Source organism: Micromonospora sp. NPDC003197 (assembly GCF_053590565.1).
The window spans coordinates 59367-81590 of sequence record NZ_JBSFTE010000010.1 but is presented as its reverse complement, the minus strand read 5'-3'; the positions used below and the strand labels follow the sequence as shown (position 1 = coordinate 81590).

At 70.3% G+C, this 22224-nt stretch carries 23 protein-coding genes; 12 read left to right on the top strand and 11 right to left on the bottom strand.

Annotated elements, in window-relative coordinates:
* Positions 1–47: 47 nt before the first annotated feature.
* Both ACWDV4_RS13495 and ACWDV4_RS13490 read right to left on the bottom strand, forming a co-directional pair.
* Positions 48–641: a pentapeptide repeat-containing protein gene (locus ACWDV4_RS13495; RefSeq protein WP_449977926.1), complete on the bottom strand. Its 594-nt coding sequence runs from the start codon at positions 639–641 to the stop codon at positions 48–50.
* A 58-nt stretch (positions 642–699) separates the two neighbouring features.
* Complete coding sequence (locus ACWDV4_RS13490; RefSeq protein ID WP_449977924.1) at positions 700–3048, bottom strand: hypothetical protein; 2349 nt, start codon at positions 3046–3048, stop codon at positions 700–702.
* A gap of 251 nt (positions 3049–3299) precedes the next feature.
* Here ACWDV4_RS13490 and ACWDV4_RS13485 point away from each other — a divergent pair, with 251 nt between their 5' ends.
* Both ACWDV4_RS13485 and ACWDV4_RS13480 read left to right on the top strand, forming a co-directional pair.
* A complete protein-coding gene (locus ACWDV4_RS13485; protein WP_449977922.1) occupies positions 3300–3557 on the top strand; it encodes a hypothetical protein in 258 nt (85 codons plus the stop codon).
* 16 nt (positions 3558–3573) lie between these two features.
* On the top strand, positions 3574–4854 hold the full coding sequence (locus ACWDV4_RS13480; protein ID WP_449977919.1) for a cupin domain-containing protein: 1281 nt from the start codon (positions 3574–3576) through the stop codon (positions 4852–4854).
* 21 nt (positions 4855–4875) lie between these two features.
* On the opposite strand, the gene ACWDV4_RS13475 is transcribed toward ACWDV4_RS13480, so the two are convergent.
* The 5 genes from ACWDV4_RS13475 to ACWDV4_RS13455 all read right to left on the bottom strand — a co-directional run bounded on the left by ACWDV4_RS13475 (position 4876) and on the right by ACWDV4_RS13455 (position 9990).
* A complete protein-coding gene (locus tag ACWDV4_RS13475) occupies positions 4876–5532 on the bottom strand; it encodes a hypothetical protein (protein ID WP_449978215.1) in 657 nt (218 codons plus the stop codon).
* Positions 5523–8240 carry an FtsK/SpoIIIE domain-containing protein gene (locus tag ACWDV4_RS13470; protein WP_449977918.1) on the bottom strand — a complete coding sequence of 906 codons (2718 nt, stop codon included), beginning with the start codon at positions 8238–8240 and terminating at the stop codon, positions 5523–5525. The genes ACWDV4_RS13475 and ACWDV4_RS13470 overlap by 10 nt, the downstream gene beginning before the upstream one ends.
* Complete coding sequence (locus tag ACWDV4_RS13465) at positions 8233–9102, bottom strand: hypothetical protein (protein ID WP_449977916.1); 870 nt, start codon at positions 9100–9102, stop codon at positions 8233–8235. The genes ACWDV4_RS13470 and ACWDV4_RS13465 overlap by 8 nt, the downstream gene beginning before the upstream one ends.
* Before the next feature lie 6 nt (positions 9103–9108).
* On the bottom strand, positions 9109–9369 hold the full coding sequence (locus ACWDV4_RS13460; RefSeq protein ID WP_449977914.1) for a hypothetical protein: 261 nt from the start codon (positions 9367–9369) through the stop codon (positions 9109–9111).
* A 231-nt stretch (positions 9370–9600) separates the two neighbouring features.
* Positions 9601–9990: a hypothetical protein gene (locus ACWDV4_RS13455; RefSeq protein WP_449977911.1), complete on the bottom strand. Its 390-nt coding sequence runs from the start codon at positions 9988–9990 to the stop codon at positions 9601–9603.
* 94 nt (positions 9991–10084) lie between these two features.
* Between ACWDV4_RS13455 and ACWDV4_RS13450 the strand changes: the two genes are divergently transcribed.
* The 3 genes from ACWDV4_RS13450 (at position 10085) to ACWDV4_RS13440 (ending at position 13231) form a co-directional block, all read left to right on the top strand.
* On the top strand, positions 10085–12631 hold the full coding sequence (locus ACWDV4_RS13450; protein ID WP_449977909.1) for an ATP-dependent Clp protease ATP-binding subunit: 2547 nt from the start codon (positions 10085–10087) through the stop codon (positions 12629–12631).
* Between the two features lie 73 nt (positions 12632–12704).
* Positions 12705–12881, top strand: coding sequence for a hypothetical protein (locus ACWDV4_RS13445; protein WP_184538057.1), 177 nt, complete (start codon positions 12705–12707; stop codon positions 12879–12881).
* Entirely contained in the window at positions 12881–13231 is a 351-nt protein-coding gene (locus tag ACWDV4_RS13440) for a DUF3140 domain-containing protein (protein WP_449977907.1), read from the top strand. The genes ACWDV4_RS13445 and ACWDV4_RS13440 overlap by 1 nt, the downstream gene beginning before the upstream one ends.
* 61 nt (positions 13232–13292) lie before the next feature.
* Here the strand turns inward: ACWDV4_RS13440 and ACWDV4_RS13435 are convergent, their stop codons facing one another.
* Complete coding sequence (locus tag ACWDV4_RS13435) at positions 13293–13529, bottom strand: hypothetical protein (protein WP_449977905.1); 237 nt, start codon at positions 13527–13529, stop codon at positions 13293–13295.
* A gap of 175 nt (positions 13530–13704) precedes the next feature.
* Between ACWDV4_RS13435 and ACWDV4_RS13430 the strand changes: the two genes are divergently transcribed.
* The 3 genes from ACWDV4_RS13430 (at position 13705) to ACWDV4_RS13420 (ending at position 15819) form a co-directional block, all read left to right on the top strand.
* On the top strand, positions 13705–13974 hold the full coding sequence (locus tag ACWDV4_RS13430; RefSeq protein ID WP_449977902.1) for a hypothetical protein: 270 nt from the start codon (positions 13705–13707) through the stop codon (positions 13972–13974).
* Between the two features lies 1 nt (position 13975).
* A complete protein-coding gene (locus ACWDV4_RS13425; protein WP_449977899.1) occupies positions 13976–14254 on the top strand; it encodes a hypothetical protein in 279 nt (92 codons plus the stop codon).
* Positions 14255–14817: 563 nt separating this feature from the next.
* Positions 14818–15819, top strand: coding sequence for a phosphotransferase enzyme family protein (locus ACWDV4_RS13420; RefSeq protein ID WP_449977897.1), 1002 nt, complete (start codon positions 14818–14820; stop codon positions 15817–15819).
* A 13-nt stretch (positions 15820–15832) separates the two neighbouring features.
* Here the strand turns inward: ACWDV4_RS13420 and ACWDV4_RS13415 are convergent, their stop codons facing one another.
* A complete protein-coding gene (locus ACWDV4_RS13415) occupies positions 15833–16522 on the bottom strand; it encodes a hemerythrin domain-containing protein (RefSeq protein ID WP_449977896.1) in 690 nt (229 codons plus the stop codon).
* Positions 16523–16758: 236 nt separating this feature from the next.
* Here ACWDV4_RS13415 and ACWDV4_RS13410 point away from each other — a divergent pair, with 236 nt between their 5' ends.
* Positions 16759–18087: a M20/M25/M40 family metallo-hydrolase gene (locus ACWDV4_RS13410; protein WP_449977894.1), complete on the top strand. Its 1329-nt coding sequence runs from the start codon at positions 16759–16761 to the stop codon at positions 18085–18087.
* An 83-nt stretch (positions 18088–18170) separates the two neighbouring features.
* Positions 18171–18842 carry a hypothetical protein gene (locus ACWDV4_RS13405; protein WP_449977891.1) on the top strand — a complete coding sequence of 224 codons (672 nt, stop codon included), beginning with the start codon at positions 18171–18173 and terminating at the stop codon, positions 18840–18842.
* A gap of 52 nt (positions 18843–18894) precedes the next feature.
* Here the strand turns inward: ACWDV4_RS13405 and ACWDV4_RS13400 are convergent, their stop codons facing one another.
* Both ACWDV4_RS13400 and ACWDV4_RS13395 read right to left on the bottom strand, forming a co-directional pair.
* On the bottom strand, positions 18895–19086 hold the full coding sequence (locus ACWDV4_RS13400) for a DUF5703 family protein (RefSeq protein ID WP_184538073.1): 192 nt from the start codon (positions 19084–19086) through the stop codon (positions 18895–18897).
* Positions 19087–19168: 82 nt separating this feature from the next.
* Entirely contained in the window at positions 19169–20140 is a 972-nt protein-coding gene (locus tag ACWDV4_RS13395) for an aldo/keto reductase (RefSeq protein ID WP_449977889.1), read from the bottom strand.
* A gap of 168 nt (positions 20141–20308) precedes the next feature.
* Here ACWDV4_RS13395 and ACWDV4_RS13390 point away from each other — a divergent pair, with 168 nt between their 5' ends.
* On the top strand, positions 20309–21361 hold the full coding sequence (locus ACWDV4_RS13390) for an LLM class F420-dependent oxidoreductase (protein WP_449977886.1): 1053 nt from the start codon (positions 20309–20311) through the stop codon (positions 21359–21361).
* An 88-nt stretch (positions 21362–21449) separates the two neighbouring features.
* The gene (locus ACWDV4_RS13385) at positions 21450–22172 is read left to right on the top strand and encodes an MSMEG_4193 family putative phosphomutase (RefSeq protein WP_449978214.1); all 723 of its coding nucleotides are present in this window, start codon (positions 21450–21452) and stop codon (positions 22170–22172) included.
* Positions 22173–22224: the final 52 nt, after the last annotated feature.

The following is a 22224-nucleotide window of genomic DNA, read 5'->3' as shown; positions in this document are numbered from 1 at the left end:
CGGGCCTGGTTCCGCGGACCCCTAGCGGCGGATGGGCCGGTAACCGGTCAACGGACCTGTAGACCGAGCGCCTGTGCGATCACGACGGCCTGCGCGGCCGTGATGACCGCATCGGTCAGCTCGACGGAGGTCGGATCGAGCGCAGACAGATCACTACCGCGCAGATCGCATCGGACGAGTTTGGCGCTGTGCAACTGCGCGCCGGAGAGGTCCACCTCGGCGAGGACCGCGTCCACACAGTTCGCGCCGGTGAGATCGACCTCGCGCATCCGTACCCCCTGCACGGTGATTCCGCGCAGGTCCGCACCGGGCAGCCCCACGAACGACCAGTCACCGCCGATCACCCGCAGCGGTCGCAGCGTCGACTGACGGAACACACTGCCGGTCATCTTGCAACCGGTGAACTCGGCCTCGAAGAGGTTGCACCGCTGGAACGTGCAGCGCAGAAACGCCGAGTCGGTGTGCCGGGAGGCGTTGAAGCGTATGTTGCCGAAGGTGCACTCCTCGAAGATCGCGCCCCGGCTCGACGCCTCGGTCAGATCGACGTGGTGGAACTCGCACCTGCGGTAGTGGACATCGGCCAGTTCCTCGGCGTACCAGTCCTCGTCGCGGAACGACTCACCCTCGACCTGTTTCGTCACGGGCCGAGGCTACTCGCCGGGGGTGACGACAGAGGGTTCCGCCGCCACCCCCGACCAGTCAGCTGCGGGTCACCTGGTAGGTGCCCGTACCGCTCCAGTTGACGATGACCAGACCGAAGTGACCCGCCGCCGAGGCGGTGTAGGTCAGGGTCTCGCTCGCGCCGGTGCCGGCGGAGTTGGCCGAGGCCACCGCCTGAGCCCGGGTCCGGACCCAGGTGCTGGCGGTGGTCTCGGTACTGCTGACCAGGTACAGCTCCGGGTTCTGGGTGGTGCTTCCGGTGATCTTGACGGTCACCTTCTGCCCGGCGGTCAGGGTGAGATCACGTACCGCGACGATGCTGTCGCCCGTCATGGTGACGCTGCTCGTCCCGACCGGAAGACTCGCTGACCCCTGGGCCAGCTCGATCCGGTACCAGCCGGCGTCTCCCGACGCCTTCACCCGGGGGTGATAGCCACCCAGTGCCCGCCACTTCGAGTCGACGGCGATGAAGTCCACCCCACTGGTCACCGCGCTGGTGGCCAGCCGGGTGGTCTGGGCCTGGTCGTCGTACAGCTCCAGGTCGTGGTTGACCCCGGCCCGGATCGCCACCACGGACCAGTAGGCGGACGTCGTCTGGTAGCCGAAGTTGTGCGGCGTCGGCGACGGCAGCAGCTTCGGTGCGTAGTTGCCCAACGGGTCCTGGAACCCGTAGTCGATGGTGCTCTGGTAGAGCGCCCCCAACGCGCCGGTGGGGGACACGTCGAACCCATCGGCTGTCCGGTGTGTCCAGAACTCGGCGAACGTGTTGGAGACGTGGTGGGTGAAGGTGTGCCACAGGTTGTCGAAGCCTTCGCCGTACCGGTCCCAGGAGCCCTCGTTGGTGGAGTCGGTGATGTCGATCATCGCCGCGGCCACCCGGCCCTCGACGGCGTCGCCGTTGTCCCAGCCGCTGGTGCCCCAGGTGGTGTTCTCCAGGTCGAGGTACGCGCCGCTGGGCCAGCGGTAGAACGGATCGTTCAGCACAGTGGCCGGGAACCACTCGGCCCAGCCCTCGGTCCAGGCACAGCCGGTGGAGCTGGTCCGCTGTACGTAGTGCGGCGAGCAGTTCGGGAACGCCGGGTACGCGTCGTTGTAGATGTCGTCCATCAACGCGTGACCGATTTCGTGGATCACCGTGGTCGGTGAGTTCGGCGCGTCCGCGTTCAGATGGACCTCGTTGTTGGCCAGCGAGTAGTAGTTGCCGCTGGTGGAGTCCGGGGCCCAGTTGATGGTGAGCCGACGACACGTGGTGTCGTTCTGGTCGAAACAGTTGTTCGTGGGCTTCGGGATGAACAACCAGGTCTGGTTGGCCCGGGCGAAGGCGTGCAGGCCGCGTTGTAGCGTGGCGTCGTCCGAGGTGCGCGAGCCCAGGTTGATCGTGCTGCCCGGGGCGACGTTGGTGAAGGTCTCCGACTGGAAGGCCAGGGGGCTGCCGGTGCGCTGTACCCGCCACAGCGAGTTCGAGGTGAGCACCCGGACGTAGATGGCCAGACCGTTGTTCGGGTCGGTGGCGGCCTGCGCATCGAAGCAGAAGTTGTAGTCACCGTTGGCGTTGCTGACCGCGGCGGCCAGCCGCTGTCCATCGGCGGCGTTCACCACCTCGACGGTGAGGTTCATCGCGTTGTGCCACGCGCCGGTCTGATCGGCGTAGGTCCAGTTACCGGTGACCCAGGTGTCGCAGGCGGCGGTGGTCATCACCGGGTCCGCCGGACCGGGACTGGCCGGACGTAGTCCGGCCGGCAGACCCGAACGCGTTGCGGTCGGCGTCGCGGTGGTACCCGCCACCCCGTTTGTGGTGGTCTGGCCGAAGGTCGACACCCGGCCGGGCGCGGCGATGGTGAGAAAGACGGTGTCCTTACCCGCGTGCCGCCGACCGGGCTCGGTTGCGGTGGCCCGGGCTTCGATCTGTGCCTGGCCCGCCTTGACCGCCCGTACCTGGCCGGTGAAGGTCAGTTTCTCCCCGGCCTTCAGCTGGCGGGTGGTCGAGGCGACCGACAGTTCGCCGGCCCGCTCCGGTTCGGTAGCGGTCGACTTGCTGACGGTCAACCCGGCGGGCACCTGGGCCCACTCCAGTTGGGCCGGCAGTTCGAGCCGGATCTCGGTCGCCGGCAGTACGGCGTCCGCCGCAACGGTGACCGTCAGGTTCGCGGTCGCCCCGAGCGTGGGTGCCTGGTCCAGAGTCGCGCCCACGCTGAGGCAACTGGCCCATTCGTCGGTGTAGGGCTGGTTGGCCGAGGTGCTCAACGAGCAGTCCCGGGCATTGGATTGAGTCGCTGGTGCCGGTGCGGCGAGCGCCGGAGCAGCGCTGCCCAGGCCGATCGCCAGCAGACCCGCCGTGGCGGTGGACAGGGCGGTCCTGCGCCATTTCGCAGCCGTGGCTGCAAACATTCATCCTCCCCGAATTTCGCAGTCATCGATTGATGGTGCTTCGGAGATCATTCCAGAGTACGCAAAATCCGTCATCCCCCCCAACGCAGCATTCCAGCTCCGGAACCGGACAAGACGCTCGGCGAGCGGTTGCGCGTATCGGGGGGATCGGAACCCAATTGCCGGGTTAGAGCCGTTCGGGTACCGGGTACCTGCGGGTGCACGACGCACTCGACAGATGACTCGAGGGCGCTGGACCCGAGGGAGCACCGATGAGACTGGACGACGACGACATCACCACTGGCGGCGTACTGCCCGACGAGGGTCCGGCGGACGGCGGGGCGACCCCGGGCAAGCGCGACGGTGGCGCGGACGGCCCCGCCGACCAGGGCCCGGCCGATGGTGGGGGAGTCCCGGGTAAACGCGACGGTGGCGCGGACGGCCCCGCTGATCTGGCTGACGAAGGCCCGGCCGACGGGGGTGCGACCCCGGGCAAGCGTGACGGTGGCGCCGACGGCCCGGCCCGATGACCGAGCGGAACTCCGAATGATCTCGTACGCGCCGGGCGGTGCTGGCCGCCCGGCGTCCGCCGTCGTTTCCGAGTCGACCGTGCCGTCGGCGCTCACCCGATGTGTGGCCGTCGAACCGGCCAAGTTCGCCGCTGCCTACTGGGGGCAGGCCCCACTGCTGTCCCGGGCCAGCGAACTGGCCAACCCGGTCGGGTTCACCGACCTACTCAGCCCCGCCGACGCCGACGAGGTGCTCAGCCGGCGTGGTCTGCGCATCCCGTTTCTCCGGGTCGCCAAGGACGGTGAGCTGGTCCCGCCCGAGCGCTATACCGGTAGCGGCGGAGCCGGGGCGGAGATCAGTGACCAGGTGCTCGACGAGCGGGTGCTGGAACTGTACGCCGGGGGAGCCACGCTGGTCCTACAGGGGCTGCATCGCATCTGGCCACCGCTGATCGACTTCGCCCGGCAACTCGGTGTCGAACTCGGTCAGCCGCTTCAGGTCAACGCCTATCTCACCCCGGCCGGTAACCAGGGCTTCGCTACCCACTACGACACGCACGACGTGTTCGTACTCCAGGTGGACGGGCGCAAACACTGGCGGATACACGAGCCGGTGCTGACCGACCCGTTGGAACGCCAGCCCTGGGGTGGGCGTGCCGACGAGGTTGCCGCCGTCGCCGACGGCCCGCCCGCGCTGGACGTGGTGCTCGCCCCCGGTGACGTCCTCTACCTGCCCCGAGGCTGGCTGCACAGCGCCCAGGCGCAGGAGGAACGCTCCCTGCACCTGACCGTGGGCGTGCGGGCCCTGACCCGATTCACGCTGGTGGAGACCCTGCTCAGCCTGGCCGCTGAGGACGCTCGGCTGCGCGCCTCGCTGCCGTACGGGCTGGACGTGGCCGATGCCGACCAGGTGGAGCCAGAGCTGACCGAGACCGTGACCGCCCTACGCGACTGGTTGGTCGGCGTCGATCCCGCGGTCGTCGCCGACCGGTTGCGGGACCGGGCCTGGCGGGCTTCCCGGCCGGCACCGATCCGGCCGCTGGCCCAGGCAGCGGCGATCGCCGCCGTGGACGTGGCCAGCCGGTTGACCCATCGGCCCGGACTGCGCTGGCGGCTCACGCCCACCGGTACCGACCGGGTGAGCCTCCGGTTGTTCGACCGGACGATCGACTTTCCGGGGCAGTGCGAGGCGGCGCTGCGGGCGTTGCTCACCACCGGTCCGATCCGGGTCGGTGATCTGCCCGGTCTCGACGATGACGCCGACCGGCTGGTGTTGGCCCGCCGCCTGCTGCGAGAAGCAGTGGCGGTACCCGCCTGAGCGCCGGCCCTTGCCTGCCGGTCAGCGCAGTAGGGCGAAAAGCAGGCCGGTGCCCACCAGCCCGGCGATCAGTACCACCGCCACCGGGCGAGGACCGAGTACGGCATGCCGCCGGTCGGCGAGCAGCTTCGCCGGTGCCAACCCGACAAGTGGGCCGAGCAACGTCACCACCAGGGCCAACACCGGCATCCCAACGGCCAGATCCCCGCCGTACCGGTCGCCGACCAGACGCGCGGCCAGCCCCAGGGCGTATGCGGCCGCCGCCCCCAGGACACCGAAGAGGACCAGCAGCGGATGCGTCGAACTCGGCAGCTCGTCGGGCTGCCTGGCCCGGTCCAGTAGCTGCCGGACCCCGTCCAACAGGGTGGCGGGATCGGTGGTCGCCCCCGGGGCGGGACCCGGCCGGCTGCCCAACCGGCGGGTGCCAAAGCCCAGCCGGCCACCGAGCACCTGCCAGAGATGGGCCGCCTCGGCGTCGGTCACCTCGACCTCCTCGGTCGCCGCAGCCACCTCCGCCTCGGCCTGCCGAACCGCCTCCTGGGCCGTGCGCAGCGCCCGCTCGGCACCGGCGCACTGGCGTTCGTACCAGGTTTCCGCCTCGGCGCGTTGTGCCTCGGCGTGCGCGGCCACCTCGGCGAGCTGGCGGACCAGCTCGGCGTACGACCCGGTCACGACGATGGTCCATAGGGGATGATGGTCTGCCCGGTGCGGTGCACCGCCCGGTCGAAGAAGAGACCCCGCCACGGCCGGGGATACCAGTCCGGCCCGCCGTTGCCCGGATAGAGCGACGAGGTCAACTCCCCACCCTGTACGTCCAGCGCCACCCAGGCGCCGATCTGGTCGGTACGGGACGCCGGACCGCCCAGATCCGATCGCATTCGGGCCACGCCCCGCCACCAGGCCAGTACGTGGGTGCGCCGCTCCGGGCCGTTGTGCAGGACGTGCCGCAGGTGGTCCAGTCCGGTGCGCTGCCCCACCCGGGCGGAGAGTCGGCCGGTCGCCGCGTCGACCGCGTAGAGCAGCAGGTAGTGCGGCTGCCCGAGGGCTGCGGCGTGCTCCAGCCCGTCGGCCGTCTCGGCCATCAACTCGGCGATCGTCTCCTCGTCGTACCAGGCGGCGTCGGCGTCCAGCGCCTCGTACAGCGACCGGGCCGAGCTGTCGGCGTCCGGGTCGAGGCAGGCGATGGAGAAGCGCGCGGTGCCCGGCCGGTGCTGGCGGGCCAGGGATCGGGCGGCGGCGTCGAGCACGGCACACGCCTCGTCCACTCGGGTGCCCAGGACAGCCAGGTTACGGCCGGGGGCGCGGGGGAGCCGCAGCCCCGCCGACCGGGCCTGCACGTCGATGATCTCGCCAAGCAGGGCCACCGGGCCGCGGGCCGAGCCCGCCGCCCGGGTCGCCCCGACCTGCCCCGATCCGGCCGCGTCCAACGGACGCAGCGCGGCGAAGTCGGGTGCGTCGGCCAACCGGGGGATCGCGTCACCGTCGAAGAGCCGGGCCGGCGCCGCGTCGGGCGGGCGCATCCGCCACAGCCGGTGCTGCAACTCGCTCCAGGTGCCCCAGTCGCTGGCCGACGGGATCCGGGCGACCTGGTTGCCCTCGACCATGCCGGACTCGGCGTTGACCACGGCATGGTGCCGGGGCAGGGACTGGGCGGCGTCGTTGCGTTCGGCCAGGATCCGCAGCGCCTTGGGCAGCGCGATCCGCAGGGTGAACTGGGCAACCAGCGCCGGGCGGCCCCAGAGCGCCTCGATGCCGCGTACGTCCTGTGAGGCCAGCACCAGGTGGATGCCCTGGGATCGGCCCCGGCGGGCCAGGTCCTCCAGCAGGTCGGCCGCCTCCCGGGCCATGGCGTCCCGGCCGGCGAGCAGCATCTGGAACTCGTCCACCACGGCGACGATGCGCGGCCAGCGTCCCTCCGGGTCCACCGCCCGCAGCTCGGACAGTTTGGTGACCTCGTGCCGCTTGGCGGCGTCGGCCCGTCGGCGCAGCTCCTCGGCGAGGAAGCGCAGCAGAGCCAGCCCGAACTCCCGGTCGGTGTTGACGTTGATCCCGACCAGCCGCATGTGCGGCAGCCAGCTCGGGTCCCGCCGGCCCTGCGCGAACCGGGCGAAGGACACCCCCTCCTTGAAGTCGAGCAGATAGAACTCCAGCTCGTGGGGGGAGTAGCGGGCGGCCAGCGCACCGATCCAGGCGAAGATCAGGTTCGTCTTGCCGGTGCCCGACGGGCCGCCGATCAGGGCGTGCGGTGGATAGTCACCCAGGGTCAGCAGCACCGGTCGGCCCTGCGGACCGTCCCCGATCGGGGCCACCAGTGCGGTCGACGAATCCTCCTGCCACAGCTTGTCGTCGGGCGGCAGCAGGTCGGTGAAGGGAGCCGGGGGCGGTCCGGCGGCCACCTCCGTGGCGACCTGCCGGCAGGTCTCGGTGACCAGATGGGCCGGGGGCGGCGGGTCGAGGCGTACCGGAAGACTGGTCGCCCCGCTGAAGGTGGTCACCTTCGGCCCCACCATCACCCGTTCGACGGTGGGCTCGTCGGGCAGGTCGATGCCCCGTACCACGAGGTGCACCCCACAGGCCGCACCGGTACGGATCACTCGGTTGAGCTGGCTCCGTTCGTGTCGGGACGGTTCGTCGCCGCCGAGTAGCACCGCCACCCGCCACGGCTCGGGCCGCCGGCCGGTGGCGGCGGCCAGTTCCCGCAGGGAGGTGTACTCCCCGGCGAGCACCGTCTCGTTGATTCGCCGGATCTGGTCGGTGAGGTCGTCGAGCAGGTGGGCCAGGCCGCCCGGTCCGACGAAGGTCAGCAGTCCGGCGGTGGACAACGGGGCGAACCCGGCCAGCCCGCCGCCGAGGTGCTCCGGGTCGTAGCCGATCAGCCGGAGCGCACCGGGTGCGGCCCGGCCCAGGGCCCGCAGCAGCAGGGTGGCCACGACCGTGTCGCAGCCGGTCCGGTCGGCCCCGCTGACGTGGACATGGCCGTGGTCCAGGAGAGGTATCAGCGCCGGCACCGGGTCGGCATCGGGTAGGCGTACCGCACCGAGCCGGAGCCAGCCGGCAGGCTCGCCACGTACCGCCGGAGTGGGCTTCCAGTCCGACCAGGCGGCGCTCGCGGCCCCGGGGGCTTGCTCGCCGGCCGCCTCGGAGGTCTGCCGGGCCAGCGCGGTGATCTGCGCGGCGTACTGCTCGTCGATCTCGACGAGCCGGCGGTCCCGTTCCGCGCCGACCCGCTGGGGCAGACGGTGGGCTGCCGCCCGGGTACGGGCCAGCCGGTCCCGGGCGGTGTCCAGATCCGACCGGGCTGCCGCCAGCCGGGCCCGGGTCGCGCCGAGGGCTTGCGAGAGCATGCCCCGGGTTCGGACCACGAGCTGAGTTCGTACGTCAGCCACGGGTCTCCTGAGTCGCTGCGGTGAGGGTCTCTTCGCTACGGCCGAGTCGGCGCATCAGCAGACCGGTGAGCACGCCGGCGGCGACCGCCGGGTCGGCGGGGTGCGGTTGGTCGTTCTGGTCCGGCGCGTTCTTTGGTGGTGGCATCCGGCAGACCCGGGTGAGCACTGTGTCGAGCACCGCCGGGGGAAGGCCCGGCAACAGGTCCTGCACGCCGCCGCGTACCTCGTCGCGCAGCTTTGGCAGGTCCTTGGCGTGCGGCGGATGGCCGAGTAGCTCGGCGGCCAGGTCCCGCAGCAACGGTGGGGCGACGGCGGCCAGGTTGAGCCCGACGTTGGCGTCCACGTCGCGCAACTCGGCGTGTAGGCGTCCCCGATCGCCGGAGCGCACCTCGGTGGCGACCCGGCGCAGCAACTCCCCGGCGTCGGTGACCCGCTGGTTCGGCTCGGTGCCGGGGCTCTCCCGGCCACCGGTCAGCTCGGCCACCCGAACCGCCCACCAGCGGCGTATCGTCCGGGACCCCCGACCGTCGGGCGCCTCGCCCACCTCACCGGCCGGTGGGCCATCCGTTCCCGGTCGCCGTTCGACTGCCGGCCCGGGCGCGCCATCCTGTCCCAGCCCGATGGCGGCCAGGTAGCTGGCCAACTGGTCCTGGGCGACCCGCAGGGCGTGCCCGGCGGTCTCGGCGTGCTCGATGGCGGCGGCGAGTTCCGGTACGCCCATCGGGTCGGCCGACTCCTGCCGTACCCAGCGCAACCGCTCCGAGGCCTGCCCGAGTCGTTCCAACGTCGTCAGCACCAGTGCCACGGGCAGCTCGTCGGAGGTGGCCCGGACCTGCGCTCCCAGCTCCTCGATGATCGACATGATGGCTCACAGCGTCGATACGTAGAGCTGCGCCTGCTCGACCGCAGCCAACGTCGCAGCGAGGCATTCGTCCAGTTCCTGGGCAGCCTGCGACAGCGACGCCTGGGCAGCGTTGACCGTCTCGTGGCCGCTGCCCTCCAGGGCACCGGCCAGGGTCTGTTGTGCCTCGGTCAGCTTCTCGCTGGCCGCCTGCACGGCGGTCTGCCCTTCACCGATCTGTTGCAGGGCGGCATCGATGGCAGCCTTGAGCTCGGCGACGCTCGCCACGACGAACCTCCTGGGGGCGGGGAGGACTCTCGGTAGAGCGTATCCCCATCGGGGCGATCGGCCATTCCTGGGGTGTTCCAGCCCTGCTGTCCGTTCTGCGGTGCCGATCTCCCGCACGATAGAGGTCGAGGTCGAGCCGATGGGGTACCGCCGAGCTGGTGGCAGAGTCGGATCTCCGACACTTCTGCCGCTGCCCGGCAGGCCGGCCGGGCAGGCGGGCGGCCCGGCGGATTACGGGCGAAGCCAGCGCGGTCCCCGTACGGCCGCATGTAGCGCGGTGACCCGATCCCGCAGCAGGCGGTCGGCGGTGACCACCACGCAGTGCCGGCCCTCGGCCACCGCCCGGACCAGCTCGACGATCGCGTCGTCACCGGAGCCCTCGGCGGCGACCACCCGCACCTCGGGAGTGGGCGGGACCCTCCGGGCCACCCCCTCCACCACGAGCACCACCTCGACCGGGGGCGGCAACCCGGGCAAACCGGCACGGGCGACCGGGGCCAGGGCGTCCCGCAGTCGTGCGGTGGCACCGGCCCGATCCTGCCACCACCCGTCGGGCCGCGATCCCACGACGTTCGCGGCGTCCACGACCAGAAGCGGCAACAGCTGTGGCTCGGTGTCCATGCACCCCAGCCTGCCATCCGCGACACGTTTGTCGGTCCAACCGCCGGGTAGCCCACGCCGACCGGATGTGTCGGTCGGTGAGGGGGGCAGCTTCATGACGCAGGGACCTGGTGACCTCGGATCCGACCCGTGGGACGAGTTCCTGGCCCGGTACTTCGGTCGTATGGAGGGCCGTCGCCCGGCGCAGCGGGTGGACATCACCCGGCTGATGACCGCCGACGCCCGGGAACTGCTCGCCGACGCCGCCCGGCGGGCCGCCCAGGCGCGCAGCACCGACCTGGACACCGACCACCTGCTCTGGGCAGCACTGCAACGGGAACCACTGCGGGACCTGATCCGGCGGGCCGGGGCCGATCCGGATGCGTTACTCGCCGCACTCGGTGGCCCCAAGGGGGGCGAGCCCGCGCCACCCGGTGACTTCCCGGCGAACCTGTCGCTGACCCCGGCGGCAAAACGCGCGCTGCTCGATGCCCACCAGCTGTCCCGGGCGATGGGTGCGTCGTACATCGGCCCGGAACACATCCTGATGGCGTTGCCGCTCAACCCCGAGTCGCCCGCCGGGCGGATGCTCGCCTCCAGCCGGGTGCAGCCGCAGTCGTTGCAGGCCGCTGGGGTGGAACGGGGGGCGCCGGCCGCCAAGCCGGACCGGGGCACGCCGACCCTGGACCAGTACGGGCAGGACCTGACCGACCTGGCCCGGGCCGACCAGATCGACCCGGTGATCGGTCGGGCCGACGAGATCGAGCAGGCGGTGGAGATCCTGTCCCGCCGTACCAAGAACAACCCGGTGCTGATCGGCGAGGCCGGGGTCGGCAAGACCGCGATCGTGGAAGGGCTGGCCGAGCGGATCATCGACGGGGACGTCCCGCAGACGCTACTGGGCAAGCGAGTGGTCCAACTCGACCTGGCCGGTCTGGTCGCCGGCACCCGCTACCGGGGTGACTTCGAGGAACGGCTGAAGAAGGTCATCGACGAGATCCGGGCGCACGGCGACGAGCTGATCGTCTTCCTCGACGAGCTGCACACGCTGGTCGGCGCGGGCGGTGGTGGTGGCGAGGGCGGCATGGACGCCAGCAACATGCTCAAACCGGCCCTGGCCCGGGGTGATCTGCGGGTGGTGGGGGCCACCACACTCAACGAGTACCGCAGGTACATCGAGAAGGACGCCGCGCTGGCCCGACGGTTCCAGCCGGTGCTGGTGCCGGAGCCGACGGTGGACGACACCGTCACCATCCTGCGCGGGCTGCGGGACCGTTACGAGGCGCACCACCAGGTCCGGTTCACCGACGAGGCGCTGGTCGCCGCGGCGGAACTCTCCGACCGGTACATCGCCGACCGGTACCTGCCGGACAAGGCGATCGACCTGATCGACCAGGCGGGTGCCCGGGTACGGCTGCGTACCCGCACGCCCGCCGGCGACGTGCGGGAACTGGAGCAGGAGCTGGAGGAGGTACGTCGGGACAAGGACCAGGCGGTCGCCGATGAGCAGTACGAGCGGGCCTCGGAACTGCGGGACCGGCTGCAGCGGTTGCAGGGGCGGATCGAGGCAGCCCAGGGCAACGGCGGCAACGGGGTGCCCCAGGTGCAGCCACAGGAGATTGCCGAGGTCGTCTCCCGGGCCACCGGCATTCCCGTCAGCCAGCTCACCGAGGAGGAACGGGATCGGCTACTACGCCTGGAGGGGCACCTGCACGAGCGGGTCATCGGGCAGGACGACGCGGTCTCCGCCGTCGCCGAGGCGGTCCGGCGTTCGCGTACCGGGCTGGCCGATCCGGACCGGCCGATGGGTAGCTTCCTGTTCCTCGGGCCGACCGGCGTGGGCAAGACGGAGTTGGCCCGGGCGCTGGCGGAGGCGTTGTTCGGCGAGGCCGATCGGATGGTCCGGCTGGACATGAGCGAGTTCCAGGAACGGCACACGGTCAGCCGGTTGGTCGGTGCCCCGCCCGGCTACGTCGGGTACGAGGAGGCGGGCCAGCTCACCGAGGCGGTGCGCCGCCGCCCGTACGCGGTGGTGCTGCTCGACGAGATCGAGAAGGCACACTCGGACGTCTTCAACATCCTGTTACAGGTGCTGGACGAGGGGCGGCTCACCGACAGCCAGGGCCGGACGGTCAGTTTTCGGAACACGGTGTTGATCATGACGAGCAACCTCGGCTCCGAACTGATCACCGGCACTCAGCGCAGCGTCGGCTTCGGCGGCGACGGTGGCGAGCAGCAGGAGCGTGCCGACCTGCGGGAACGTCTGATGCGGCGGTTGCAGGAGCAGTTCCGGCCCGAGTTCCTCAACCGGATCGACGAGATCATCATCTTCCGCCGGTTGGAAACCCAGCAGTTGCGGCAGATCACCGAACTGTTGCTGGAGGAGACCCGGCGGCGGCTGCACTCCCAGGACATCGTCGTCGAATTCACCTCGGAAGGAGTGGACTGGATCGCCGAACACGGGCACCAACCGGAGTTCGGTGCCCGACCGTTGCGCCGGACCATCCAGCAGGAGTTGGACAACCGGCTGTCCCGGATGCTGCTCGACGGCACCCTGTCGCCTGGGCAGCGGGTCACCGTCGACGCCCGGGACGGGGCACTGGCGCTCGACGTGTCGTCGGGGGAACGGGCCAACCGCAGCGCGGCGGCCGCGAGCGGCTGACGCTGACGACCTCGCGAACCCGCTGACGGCTTCGCGCCCGGCTCCCGGTACCGGCTGACGAGAGGAGTACGACGTGACGGCACCCGAGGAAGAGCACGAGAAGAGCCGCAAGACCGATGCCGTACTGCGCCCACCGAGCTCGGCCAGCCCGGCCGAGAGCAGGAAGGTGCAGCCGAAGGCCGCTGTCGAGGTGGAGTGGAACGAAGGCGAGCCGGTGGAGCCCACGCCGGCCCCTCGGGAGGAGCGGTAATGGTCCGGGAAAGCCGTATCGACTCGGAGGTGGAGGAGTTGTGGGACGAGTTCCACAGCTGCGTCAACGTCACCTCTGAGCAGCTACGTACCTGGTTGATGGTGCAGGGGTCCGGGCCGGAGGCGTTCGAGCCGGAACCCCATCTGGGTCTGCCCGAACCGGGCCGGCACATCCTCTCCATCCTCGGCAAGCGCAAGGTCGACCTCACCGCCGAGGACATCCAGGTGATGCGTGAGACCGTCGTGGAGATCCAGGACCTGATCGAGGCGCGCCCGGAGGAGGGGTCGCGTAACGAGCAGTGGCGGCACTCCCTGATGAACCTTGGCCACGATCCGCTCAACGAGCGGTGACCCCGACCGGACGAGCGGTGATTCCAGCCGGCCAGCGCGCGTCGGAGGCCGGCTGGGTGGCTTACTCGGCGGTACCCACGCTCTGGATCTCCAGGCCGGCGGCCGTCGCGGCAGCCTGCCGTTCGGCGCGGATCAGTTCCTCACGGGCGATCAGGGCGGCGTACTCAGCGATGTCCGTCGGAGTAGGCAGCGCCGGCAGGCGGGTGAGGAAGTCCGCCACGTCCTGGGAGGCGGCGGTGTGCGCGGCAGCGATCTGGCGTGCGGTGTCCCGGTCGTCGGGCTGATATAGGTCGGTCATGCCCGGTGGCTACCCAGTATCGTCCGATTCGCACTCCTACGGCCCGAAAGACAACCCAGACATTGTCGACGCGTATCGCAAATGGTTCGACGGTGCGGGGTTTTCCGGGCACCTGTTGCCGCGCTGCTGGCTCAGTGACGGTCAACGTCACCGGCTGGAGTACTAGATTTCCGGCATGGCGATCGAATGGCATACCCGAATCAACCGTCCGTTCCTGCTTCGGGAGGCCGTCGATCTGACGTACGTCCGGTTGGCCGATCTGCTTGGCCAACCAGACGTGCCGTTGTCGCACCGGGTGGTGGAGTCTGCGTCGCTTCGTCGCGGTGGGCCTGGTGTGCCGGTGTCGCCCGGAACCCTCGACCGTCTTGTCGAGCCCGCTGGCCACCCAGACGACACGGACTTCTGTATGGAGATCCCGGAGTGGGACGCCCGGCACCCTGGTTAACATGCATGAGTTCATGTCGGGCTGTGACGACCCGGAAACCGGGGTGTTTGCCTGGGTCCGGCCAAAACGGGACCCCTGTTTCCAAGCGCTGAGCATCGCAGCGGCCGTCGCGTTGGCCGAGTGCGGCGGCGGCGAGGTGGTTGACGAGTACGGCTACTTCAAAGGGCCGCGCATGAACCCGCCGGGAGAGTTGCTGAGTCAACTCCGTATCCCGCCGGGCGCTGATTCTGTGACGGCGGCGGTGGACATGCTGCTGAGCCGGACGCGGCTACGGCGCTGAGCCTCCCCTTGACCATGTGCTGCTTCGCGACCTCTCGATCCGACTAAGCCGAGACACACGGCATTCATTCGTTGCGGATCTGCGAAAATTTGAGCGACTCAATGACTGAGGAGACGATATGGCGGGTGATGAGGAACGTCTTCCCTGCACGGCCTGCGGGCAGGACTGGCAGACGTGGTATCGAGTCCGTGGCGACGGTCGAACCTTTCTGCTGTGCCCAGAGTGTGAATCGGTCTGGCTGCCTGGCGAGGATCGTCAAGGGGCGGCTCTACATGACCTGCCTGACCTATTCGGGCCAGGTCAGATGTATCAGACCTGGAACCTCATCGAGCCGTGCGATCCGCCGGACAACGTTTGAGATTGCCCTGGTTTCCTCTGATCGTGGCATGCGTGTTGAGGAGCGGTTGGCCGGTCTGCCCCTGATGGTTCGCCACCGACACTGACGAACCATCAGGGTGAGCCGGGTTGCGTGCGTATTCCTTTTCCTCATCCGACCGCATTCTGGTGTGGCCGACGTGGGCGAGGGCCGCTGCCGGAAGCTGGTCTGGGTATGCTCCGGGTCGATGTCTCCCGCTCCGAGCGCGCAGGCTGTTGCCTCTGCCTTTCGGCTGGCCGACCCGACCGGCCCGCTGGTCCCCGTCCGGTACGTCAGTAGTGAGACCTGGCGGCTGGACACCCGTCGGGGGCGGTACTTCGTCAAGCGGCTGGTCGTCGACGGTTGGTGGGACCAGCTCGACCGGGCCATGGCCTTCGAACGGCGGGCCTGCGCGGCAGGCATCCGTATGCCGGAGGCAATCGAGCCGGCGGACCCGGCCTGGGGCCTAGCCGCCGATCTGGGGGACGGTCAGGGCGTGGTCCGGGTGCACACCTGGCTGGACGGTGCCGCAGCCGACCCCGGGGCCGATCTGTCCGACTGGTACGGAGCCACCCTGGCCGCCCTGCACGGCTTGGAGCCGGCGGGAGAGCGCCGCACCGATTCGATGTGGCCACTGTGGTACGGCGTCGAGCCGCCGCAGCGGTGGGCGGACTGGCTCGCCGCCGGGCTGCGACAGGGCCTGCTCTGGGCTCCGGTGCTCAGGCAGCGACTGGCGCTGGTCCTTGACCTGACCGAGCAGATCGAGGCGGCCTACCGGGTGGTGGACGACCACGTGGTGACCCACCGGGACGTGCTACCGCACAACGTACTGGTGCCGGCCGACGGTGGCCCGGTGCTCATCGACTGGGATACCGCCGGTCCGGACAGCGCCACCCTGGAGACCGCAGCAGCCCTCCACGACTACGCCCGGTACGGCACCGGCACGGAACCGGATCTGGCCCGGTTCACTGCCGCGCTCGCCGCCTACCGAGCACACGGGGGAGTCGTCCAGCCTTGTCCGTTTCCGCTCGCCCGGCGGATGGGCGTACACCTGGCGCGCTGTGCCGAGCGGATTCGGGTCACCCTCGGCGTCGAGCCGGCCGGCTCGATCGATGCCCCTGCCGCAGAGGTCCACGTCGCCCAGCGGCTCGCCGCGCTACCGGCGTTCTCGGCCAGCCTGCCCCGCTGGTCACACCACCTCACCGCATGACCGGCCGGTGGCTTCAGGTGGTGCGCAGGTTCCGCTCCGACCGGCCCTCGGTGGCCGTCGACTCCGATGCGTCGTCGTCGGCCAGGTCCTCGGCGTACGTGGGCCGACCGGTCACCGCGTCACGGACCTTGTCGACCACGCCCAGTGCCGGATCCACGAGCTTGTTCCAGTGCGGGCTGTTGGGCGCGTCCGGGTGTGGCCGGGTCGGTGCCGCCTCCTCAGCGATCTCCACCCGATTGCCCAGCCGGATCAGCTCCGCCTCGCTGGCACCGGCCCGCAACCCAGGGAAGATGTCCTGGGTCGCTGCGGTCACGTGTCGGCGCACCTCACCGGCCACCTGGTCGGCGAGCCGCCCGAACTCCGGCTTGTCCGGATCACTGTCGAGCAGTTCCTGGAGGGCGTCCTCCATCGCCTGATCCGCACCGGCCTCCCGGTCGGCCACCGCCGTACCGTCGCTGAGCACCTCCCGTACGGCGGGGTGCAGGTATTGCTGCTCGGCCGACAGATGCCGGGTCAGCGTCGCGGATACCACCTCGGCCACCTCGCGGCGGCGCTCGCCGGAGGTGCCGGGATCGGTCAGCTCCCGGCAGAGGGCGACGATCTGCTCGTGCTCCTCGGTGAGGATGTCGAGCACGCTGCGTCCGCCAGGTCGGTACGACTCGTCGTCGCCGATCGGCGGCAGCGGAGGCAGGGGGACGGTCATGGAGGTCTCCTTCACCGGTCCATGGCGGTCGCACCGGCCATGGAGGTCGCGGGCTGTCGATGGACTCTAGGTCGTCGCGGTTGCCTGTGTCGGGTCGGCGCACCGGGTCGGGTGGCGCGGCCTGCTGGCGGTACCCGTACCCGTGATCGATGAAACCAGCATCGACGCCGAGCGTCCGGTCACCCCGACAGCGACGAGTTCCGCTCCACAGCCGGGGCAATGGTATGAAGAACCGCATGACCAGTCACGCCGCGCCCACCGGTCCGACCGCCGTCGACGAGGTCGTCGACCTCTGTCGGGATCTGCTCCGCATCGACACCAGCAACACCGGGGACAACGCCACCAGCGCTGGCGAGCGGGTCGCCGCCGAGTACGTCGCCGAGAAGCTCGCCGAGGTCGGCGTCGCGTCCCGGATCCACGAGTCAGCGCCCGGCCGGGCCAACCTGGTCGCCCGGATTCCTGGCGTCGACCCCACCCGCGATGCGCTGCTGGTGCACGGCCATCTGGACGTGGTGCCGGCCGACGCCGACGAGTGGTCGGTGCACCCGTTCTCCGGCGAGATCCGTGACGGCTACCTCTGGGGTCGGGGCGCGATCGACATGAAGGACTTCGACGCGATGGTGCTCGCCGTCGTCCGGGACTGGCAACGCACCGGGGTACGCCCGCCCCGGGACATCGTGCTCGCCTACACCGCCGACGAGGAGGCCGGCAGCGAGTACGGGGCCCACTTCCTCGTCGAGCGGCACCCCGAGCTGTTCGACGGCTGCACCGAGGCGATCGGCGAGGTGGGCGGCTTCTCGTACTCGGTCAACGACGATCTGCGGCTCTATCTCATCGAAACCGCCGAGAAGGGGCTGGACTGGCTGCGTCTGCACTCCCGGGGACGCCCCGGCCACGGTTCGATGGTGCACGACGACAATGCCGTGACCGCGTTGGCGGAGGCGGTCGCCCGGGTTGGCCGACACCGCTTCCCGGTGGTCGTGACGCCCACCGTGCGGGCCTTTCTGACCGAGGTCTCCGACGCCCTGGGCATCGAACTCGACCCGGACGATCCGGAGACGGCGATCGCCAAGCTCGGCCCGATCGCGAACATCATCGGCGCGACCATCCGCAACACCGCCAACCCCACCCGACTGGACGCCGGCTACAAGGACAACGTGATTCCCAGCCGGGCCACCGCCACCATCGACTGCCGCAGCCTGCCCGGGCAGTCGGAACTCCTGCTGGAACAGTTGCGTGCGGTGATCGGGCCGGACCTGGAGGTGGAGTACATCCACCGGCAACCGGCGTTGGAGACCACTTTCGACGGAGCCCTGGTCGAGGCGATGTCGGCGGCGTTGCGCGCCGAGGATCCGGGTGCCCGCGCGGTGCCGTACATGCTCTCCGGCGGCACCGACGCCAAGGCGTTCCACCGGTTGGGGATCCGTTGCTTCGGCTTCGCGCCGCTGCGGCTCCCCGCGGACCTCAACTTTTCCGCGTTGTTCCATGGCGTTGACGAGCGGGTACCGGTGGACGGGCTACAGTTCGGCGTGCGGGTGCTCGACCGGTTCCTGCGCAACAGTTGACCAACCGGGCTACGCGGTAGTCGGCCAGCTACGCCTAGTCGGCCAGCCGATCCGCGAACTCGCGACGAAGGGACTGCAACACAATGACCGACCAGCACGCCGAGCTGGACGCCGCTCTGGAACGGGTCGTCGAGGCCGCCCGGGCGCATCTCGCCGCCGTCAAGGCTGCCCAGGGCCGGATCGACGACGACGACGTCTGGCAGGCGTACGTCGCCTTCAACAACGCGTCGTACGAGTACGACGAGCGACTGCTCGACGCATTCGGTGAGGTCACCCCGTGGGACGTGGAGATGATCGACCCGGAGGAGGCCGATGCGCGGTTCGGTGTCGGCCTGGGCGGGGCGGACGGTGCCGAGCCGGCCGACCCGCACCCGCAGGTGCTTTCGGTACGTCAGCGTCGTGACTACCGGGTGCCCAGCGTCGCGGCGCTGATTCGGGTGGCGGAGGCGGCCCGCCGGGCGGGTGGCCCCGAAGAGGACGTGTCCGAGCCGATCGAGGGGGTCGGCGAGGCGGTACTGGAGCTGTTGCAGTCTGGCGATGGTTCCCTCGGTGCCCTGGACATCCCGGAGTTGGAGCCGCTCGATGGGGTGGTGATGGTCAGCGAGGTCGGTGCGCCGTTGGACCTGGAGTCCTTCGATGACGACGACAGCGCCGGCCCGTTCCAGCCGGGCAGCGGTGACCGGCTCGTCGGCCGGCTCGACGAGCACCCGTTCCTGCCCTCCGCCGAGGATGCCGAGGACGAGCGGATCGGTTGACCGGCCACCGGCTCTGTCCCGCAACGCCTGATCTGGCGGGATTGCGGCCCGACTAGTAGGAGAGGCCCGGTTGCGACTTGTTGACCAACCGACGGCGGAGCACCACCTGACGGGTGCCGTCGCGGAAGAGTCGTACCCGGGCCAACTCCCAGCCCGAGAACTCGGCCTGGATCGCCAACTGCGCCGCTGCGGTCATCCGATCGACATTGGGCGGTAGCCGCAGCGGCGCGTATTCGTAGTCCATGCCGCTATCCTGCCCACCGCTACGCGGCGGCACCAGCCCCTCCGTCGGGGCGAAATGGGACGATGCTCACCTATCGCGGTGCCTACCCGTCCCGCTCGGGATAGCCGACCGGCACCGCCGACACATCGTCCAGCGCCCGGGAGATCTCCGCCGGCAGCGTCATCTGTTCGACCTGCAACGCACCGAGGAGTTGTCCCACCGTACGGGCCCCGAGGAGCGGGGCGACCACCCCTGGCCGGTCCCGTACCCAGGCGAGGGCGACCTCCAGCGGGGAGACTCCCAGTCCGCTGGCGGCGGTGGCGACCGCCTCCACGATGCTGGAGCAGCGTGGCTCCAGGTAGTCGGCGACGAAGCGCTCGAAGTGTGGCGAGGCGGCCCGGGAGTCAGCCGGCCGGCCATGCCGGTATTTACCGGTGAGCACCCCACGGCCCAACGGCGACCAGGGCAGCACCCCCAGTCCCAGGTCCGCGCAGGCGGGCAGTACCTCCCGTTCGATTCCTCGTTCGAGCAGGGAGTACTCCACCTGAGTGGCGACCACCGGGGCCCGGCCGGGGAACGCGGCCTGCCAGGTGGCCGCCCGGGCGGTCTGCCAGCCGGAGAAGTTCGACACCCCCACGTAGCGGACCCGTCCGCTGGCCACCGCGTGGTCCAGCGCTGCCAGGGTCTCCTCCAGCGGGGTGTCCGGGTCGTAGCCGTGGACCTGCCACAGGTCGACGTGGTCGGTGCCGAGCCGACGCAGCGACGCGTCGAGGGTACGTAGCAGGTGACCGCGCGACCCGTCCCGCCGTCGAGCGGAGCCCGGCCGGAGCCCGGCCTTGGTGGCGATCAGCAGATCGTCTCGGGGCACCAGGGCACCCACCAGCGACCCGAGTACGGACTCCGCCTCGCCATCGCTGTAGACGTCGGCGGTATCGACTAGATTGCCCCCCACGTCCAGAAAACTTCTCAACTGGGCGGCCGCGTCGTCGGCGTCGGTGTCTCGCCCCCAGGTCATGGTGCCGAGCCCGAGCCGCGAAACCGCCAGCCCGCTTCGGCCGAGCGGTCGTTGTTGCATGGGTGAACCTTATTCAGCCGAAGCCCTCCGCGACATCCGCGCTCCCGCTGAACTGGGCCGGTCCGCATGGTTCGTCGGACATCGGACCGAACTCGGCGGGTCCGACCGACCGACGGCGACCTTTCGCGATTGCGTAACCTGATTCGACCGGCGAAATGGGGAGGACCAGTGCGACTCGGGCTCAGCCTTGGCTATCAGACGGCGTGGAGTACGCCAGCCGACCACCTGGCGCTCGCGCAGGAGGCGGACCGGCTCGGCTACTCGGTGGTGTGGGCCGCCGAGGCGTACGGCTCGGACTCGCCGAGCATGCTCGCCTGGCTGGCCGGGCAGACGCAACGGATCGACGTGGGCAGCGCGGTCATGCAGATCCCGGCCCGTACCCCCGCCGCCACCGCGATGACCGCCGCCACCATCGACACCGTCTCCGGCGGTCGGTTTCGGCTCGGCCTCGGCGTCTCCGGGCCGCAGGTCTCCGAGGGCTGGCACGGCGTACGCTTCGCCAAGCCGCTGGCCCGCACCCGGGAGTACGTCGACATCGTCAAACTGGCGCTCAGCCGCAAGCAGGTCGAGTACGACGGCGAGCACTACACGCTGCCCCTACCCGACGGTCCGGGTAAGGCACTGCGGCTGGGCTTCCACCCGCCCCGGCAGCAGATTCCCATCTACCTGGCGGCCGTCGGGCCGAAGAACCTGGAGCTGGCCGGTGAGATCGCCGACGGCTGGCTGGCCATCTTCTACTCGCCCGAGTTCGCCGCCGAACACCTTGCCTCGGTCGCCGCTGGTCGGGCGCGGGCCGGGCGGGAGCTGGCCGGCTTCGACGTCGTGCCGAGCGTGCCGGTGGTGGTCGGCGAGGACGTCGCCCAGTGTGCCGAGCTGGTCCGCTGGTACGCGGCGCTCTACGTGGGGGGCATGGGCAGCCGGAAACAGAACTTCTACAACCAGCTCGCCACCCGGATGGGCTACGGTGACGCCGCCCGTGAGGTCCAGGACCTCTACCTTTCCCAGCGGCAGCGGGACGCGGCGGCGGCGGTGCCGTTGGAGTTCATCGACCGCACCTCGCTGTTGGGCCCGAAGGAACGCATTGCCGAGCGGATGCGGGTCTACGCCGACTCCGGGGTGACCACGTTGTCGCTGACCCTCTTCGCAGCCGACCGGGACAGCGGCATCCAGACCCTGCGCACCTGCGCCGAGGCACTCGACCTAGCCGGGGTCGGCGACTGACCCACCCGGCTTTGCTGTTAGGAAGGGCCCCTTGTTATCGCTTTCTGCCTTGGAAGGGGCCCTTCCTAACATCTGACCGACCTTTAGGCTGGTGATCGTGGCAACCCTTCTGCTCCTTCGACACGGTCGAACCACCGCCAACGCCGACGGGGGACTGGCCGGCCGGCGGCCGGTCGAACTCGACGAGACCGGCCGGGCACAGGCCACCGCGGTCGGGGCGCGGCTGAAGGGACTGCCGCTGGCGGCGGTGGTCACCAGCCCACTGATCCGCTGCCGGCAGACCCTCGACCTGGCGTTGCCGCAGTTCGCGCCGACGGTCGAGGAGGGATTGATTGAGTGCGGTTACGGCGCCTGGGAAGGCCAGCCGCTGAAGAAACTGGCCAAGGATCCACTCTGGCCGGTGGTGCAGCAGCACCCGAGCGCGGTGGTCTTCCCGGAGGGGGAGGCGATGGCCGCGATGGCAAGCCGAGCCGTCGCCGCAGTTCGCCGGTGGGACGCCCAGCTGACCGCCGAGCACGGACCGGAGGCGCTCTGGCTGGCCTGCACCCACGGAGACGTGATCAAGGCGATCGTGGCCGACGCGCTCGGCGTACATCTGGATCTCTTCCAGCGGATCGTGGTCGACCCGAGTTCGGTGACCGCGATCCGCTACACCCCGACCCGGCCGTTCATCCTGCGTCTCAACGATGTCGGCGGGGATTTGGCCAACCTGGTGATGCCCCGGCGGCCCCGGCGGCGGTCCCGCAAGGCCGAGTCGGATGCCCCGGTCGGCGGTGGTGCGGGCAGCGGCGCGACCGGTCCGGAACGGTGACCCCAGCGGGGGCCACCGTCGGACGAGTCCGTCCCCGGCCTCGCTCAGGGAA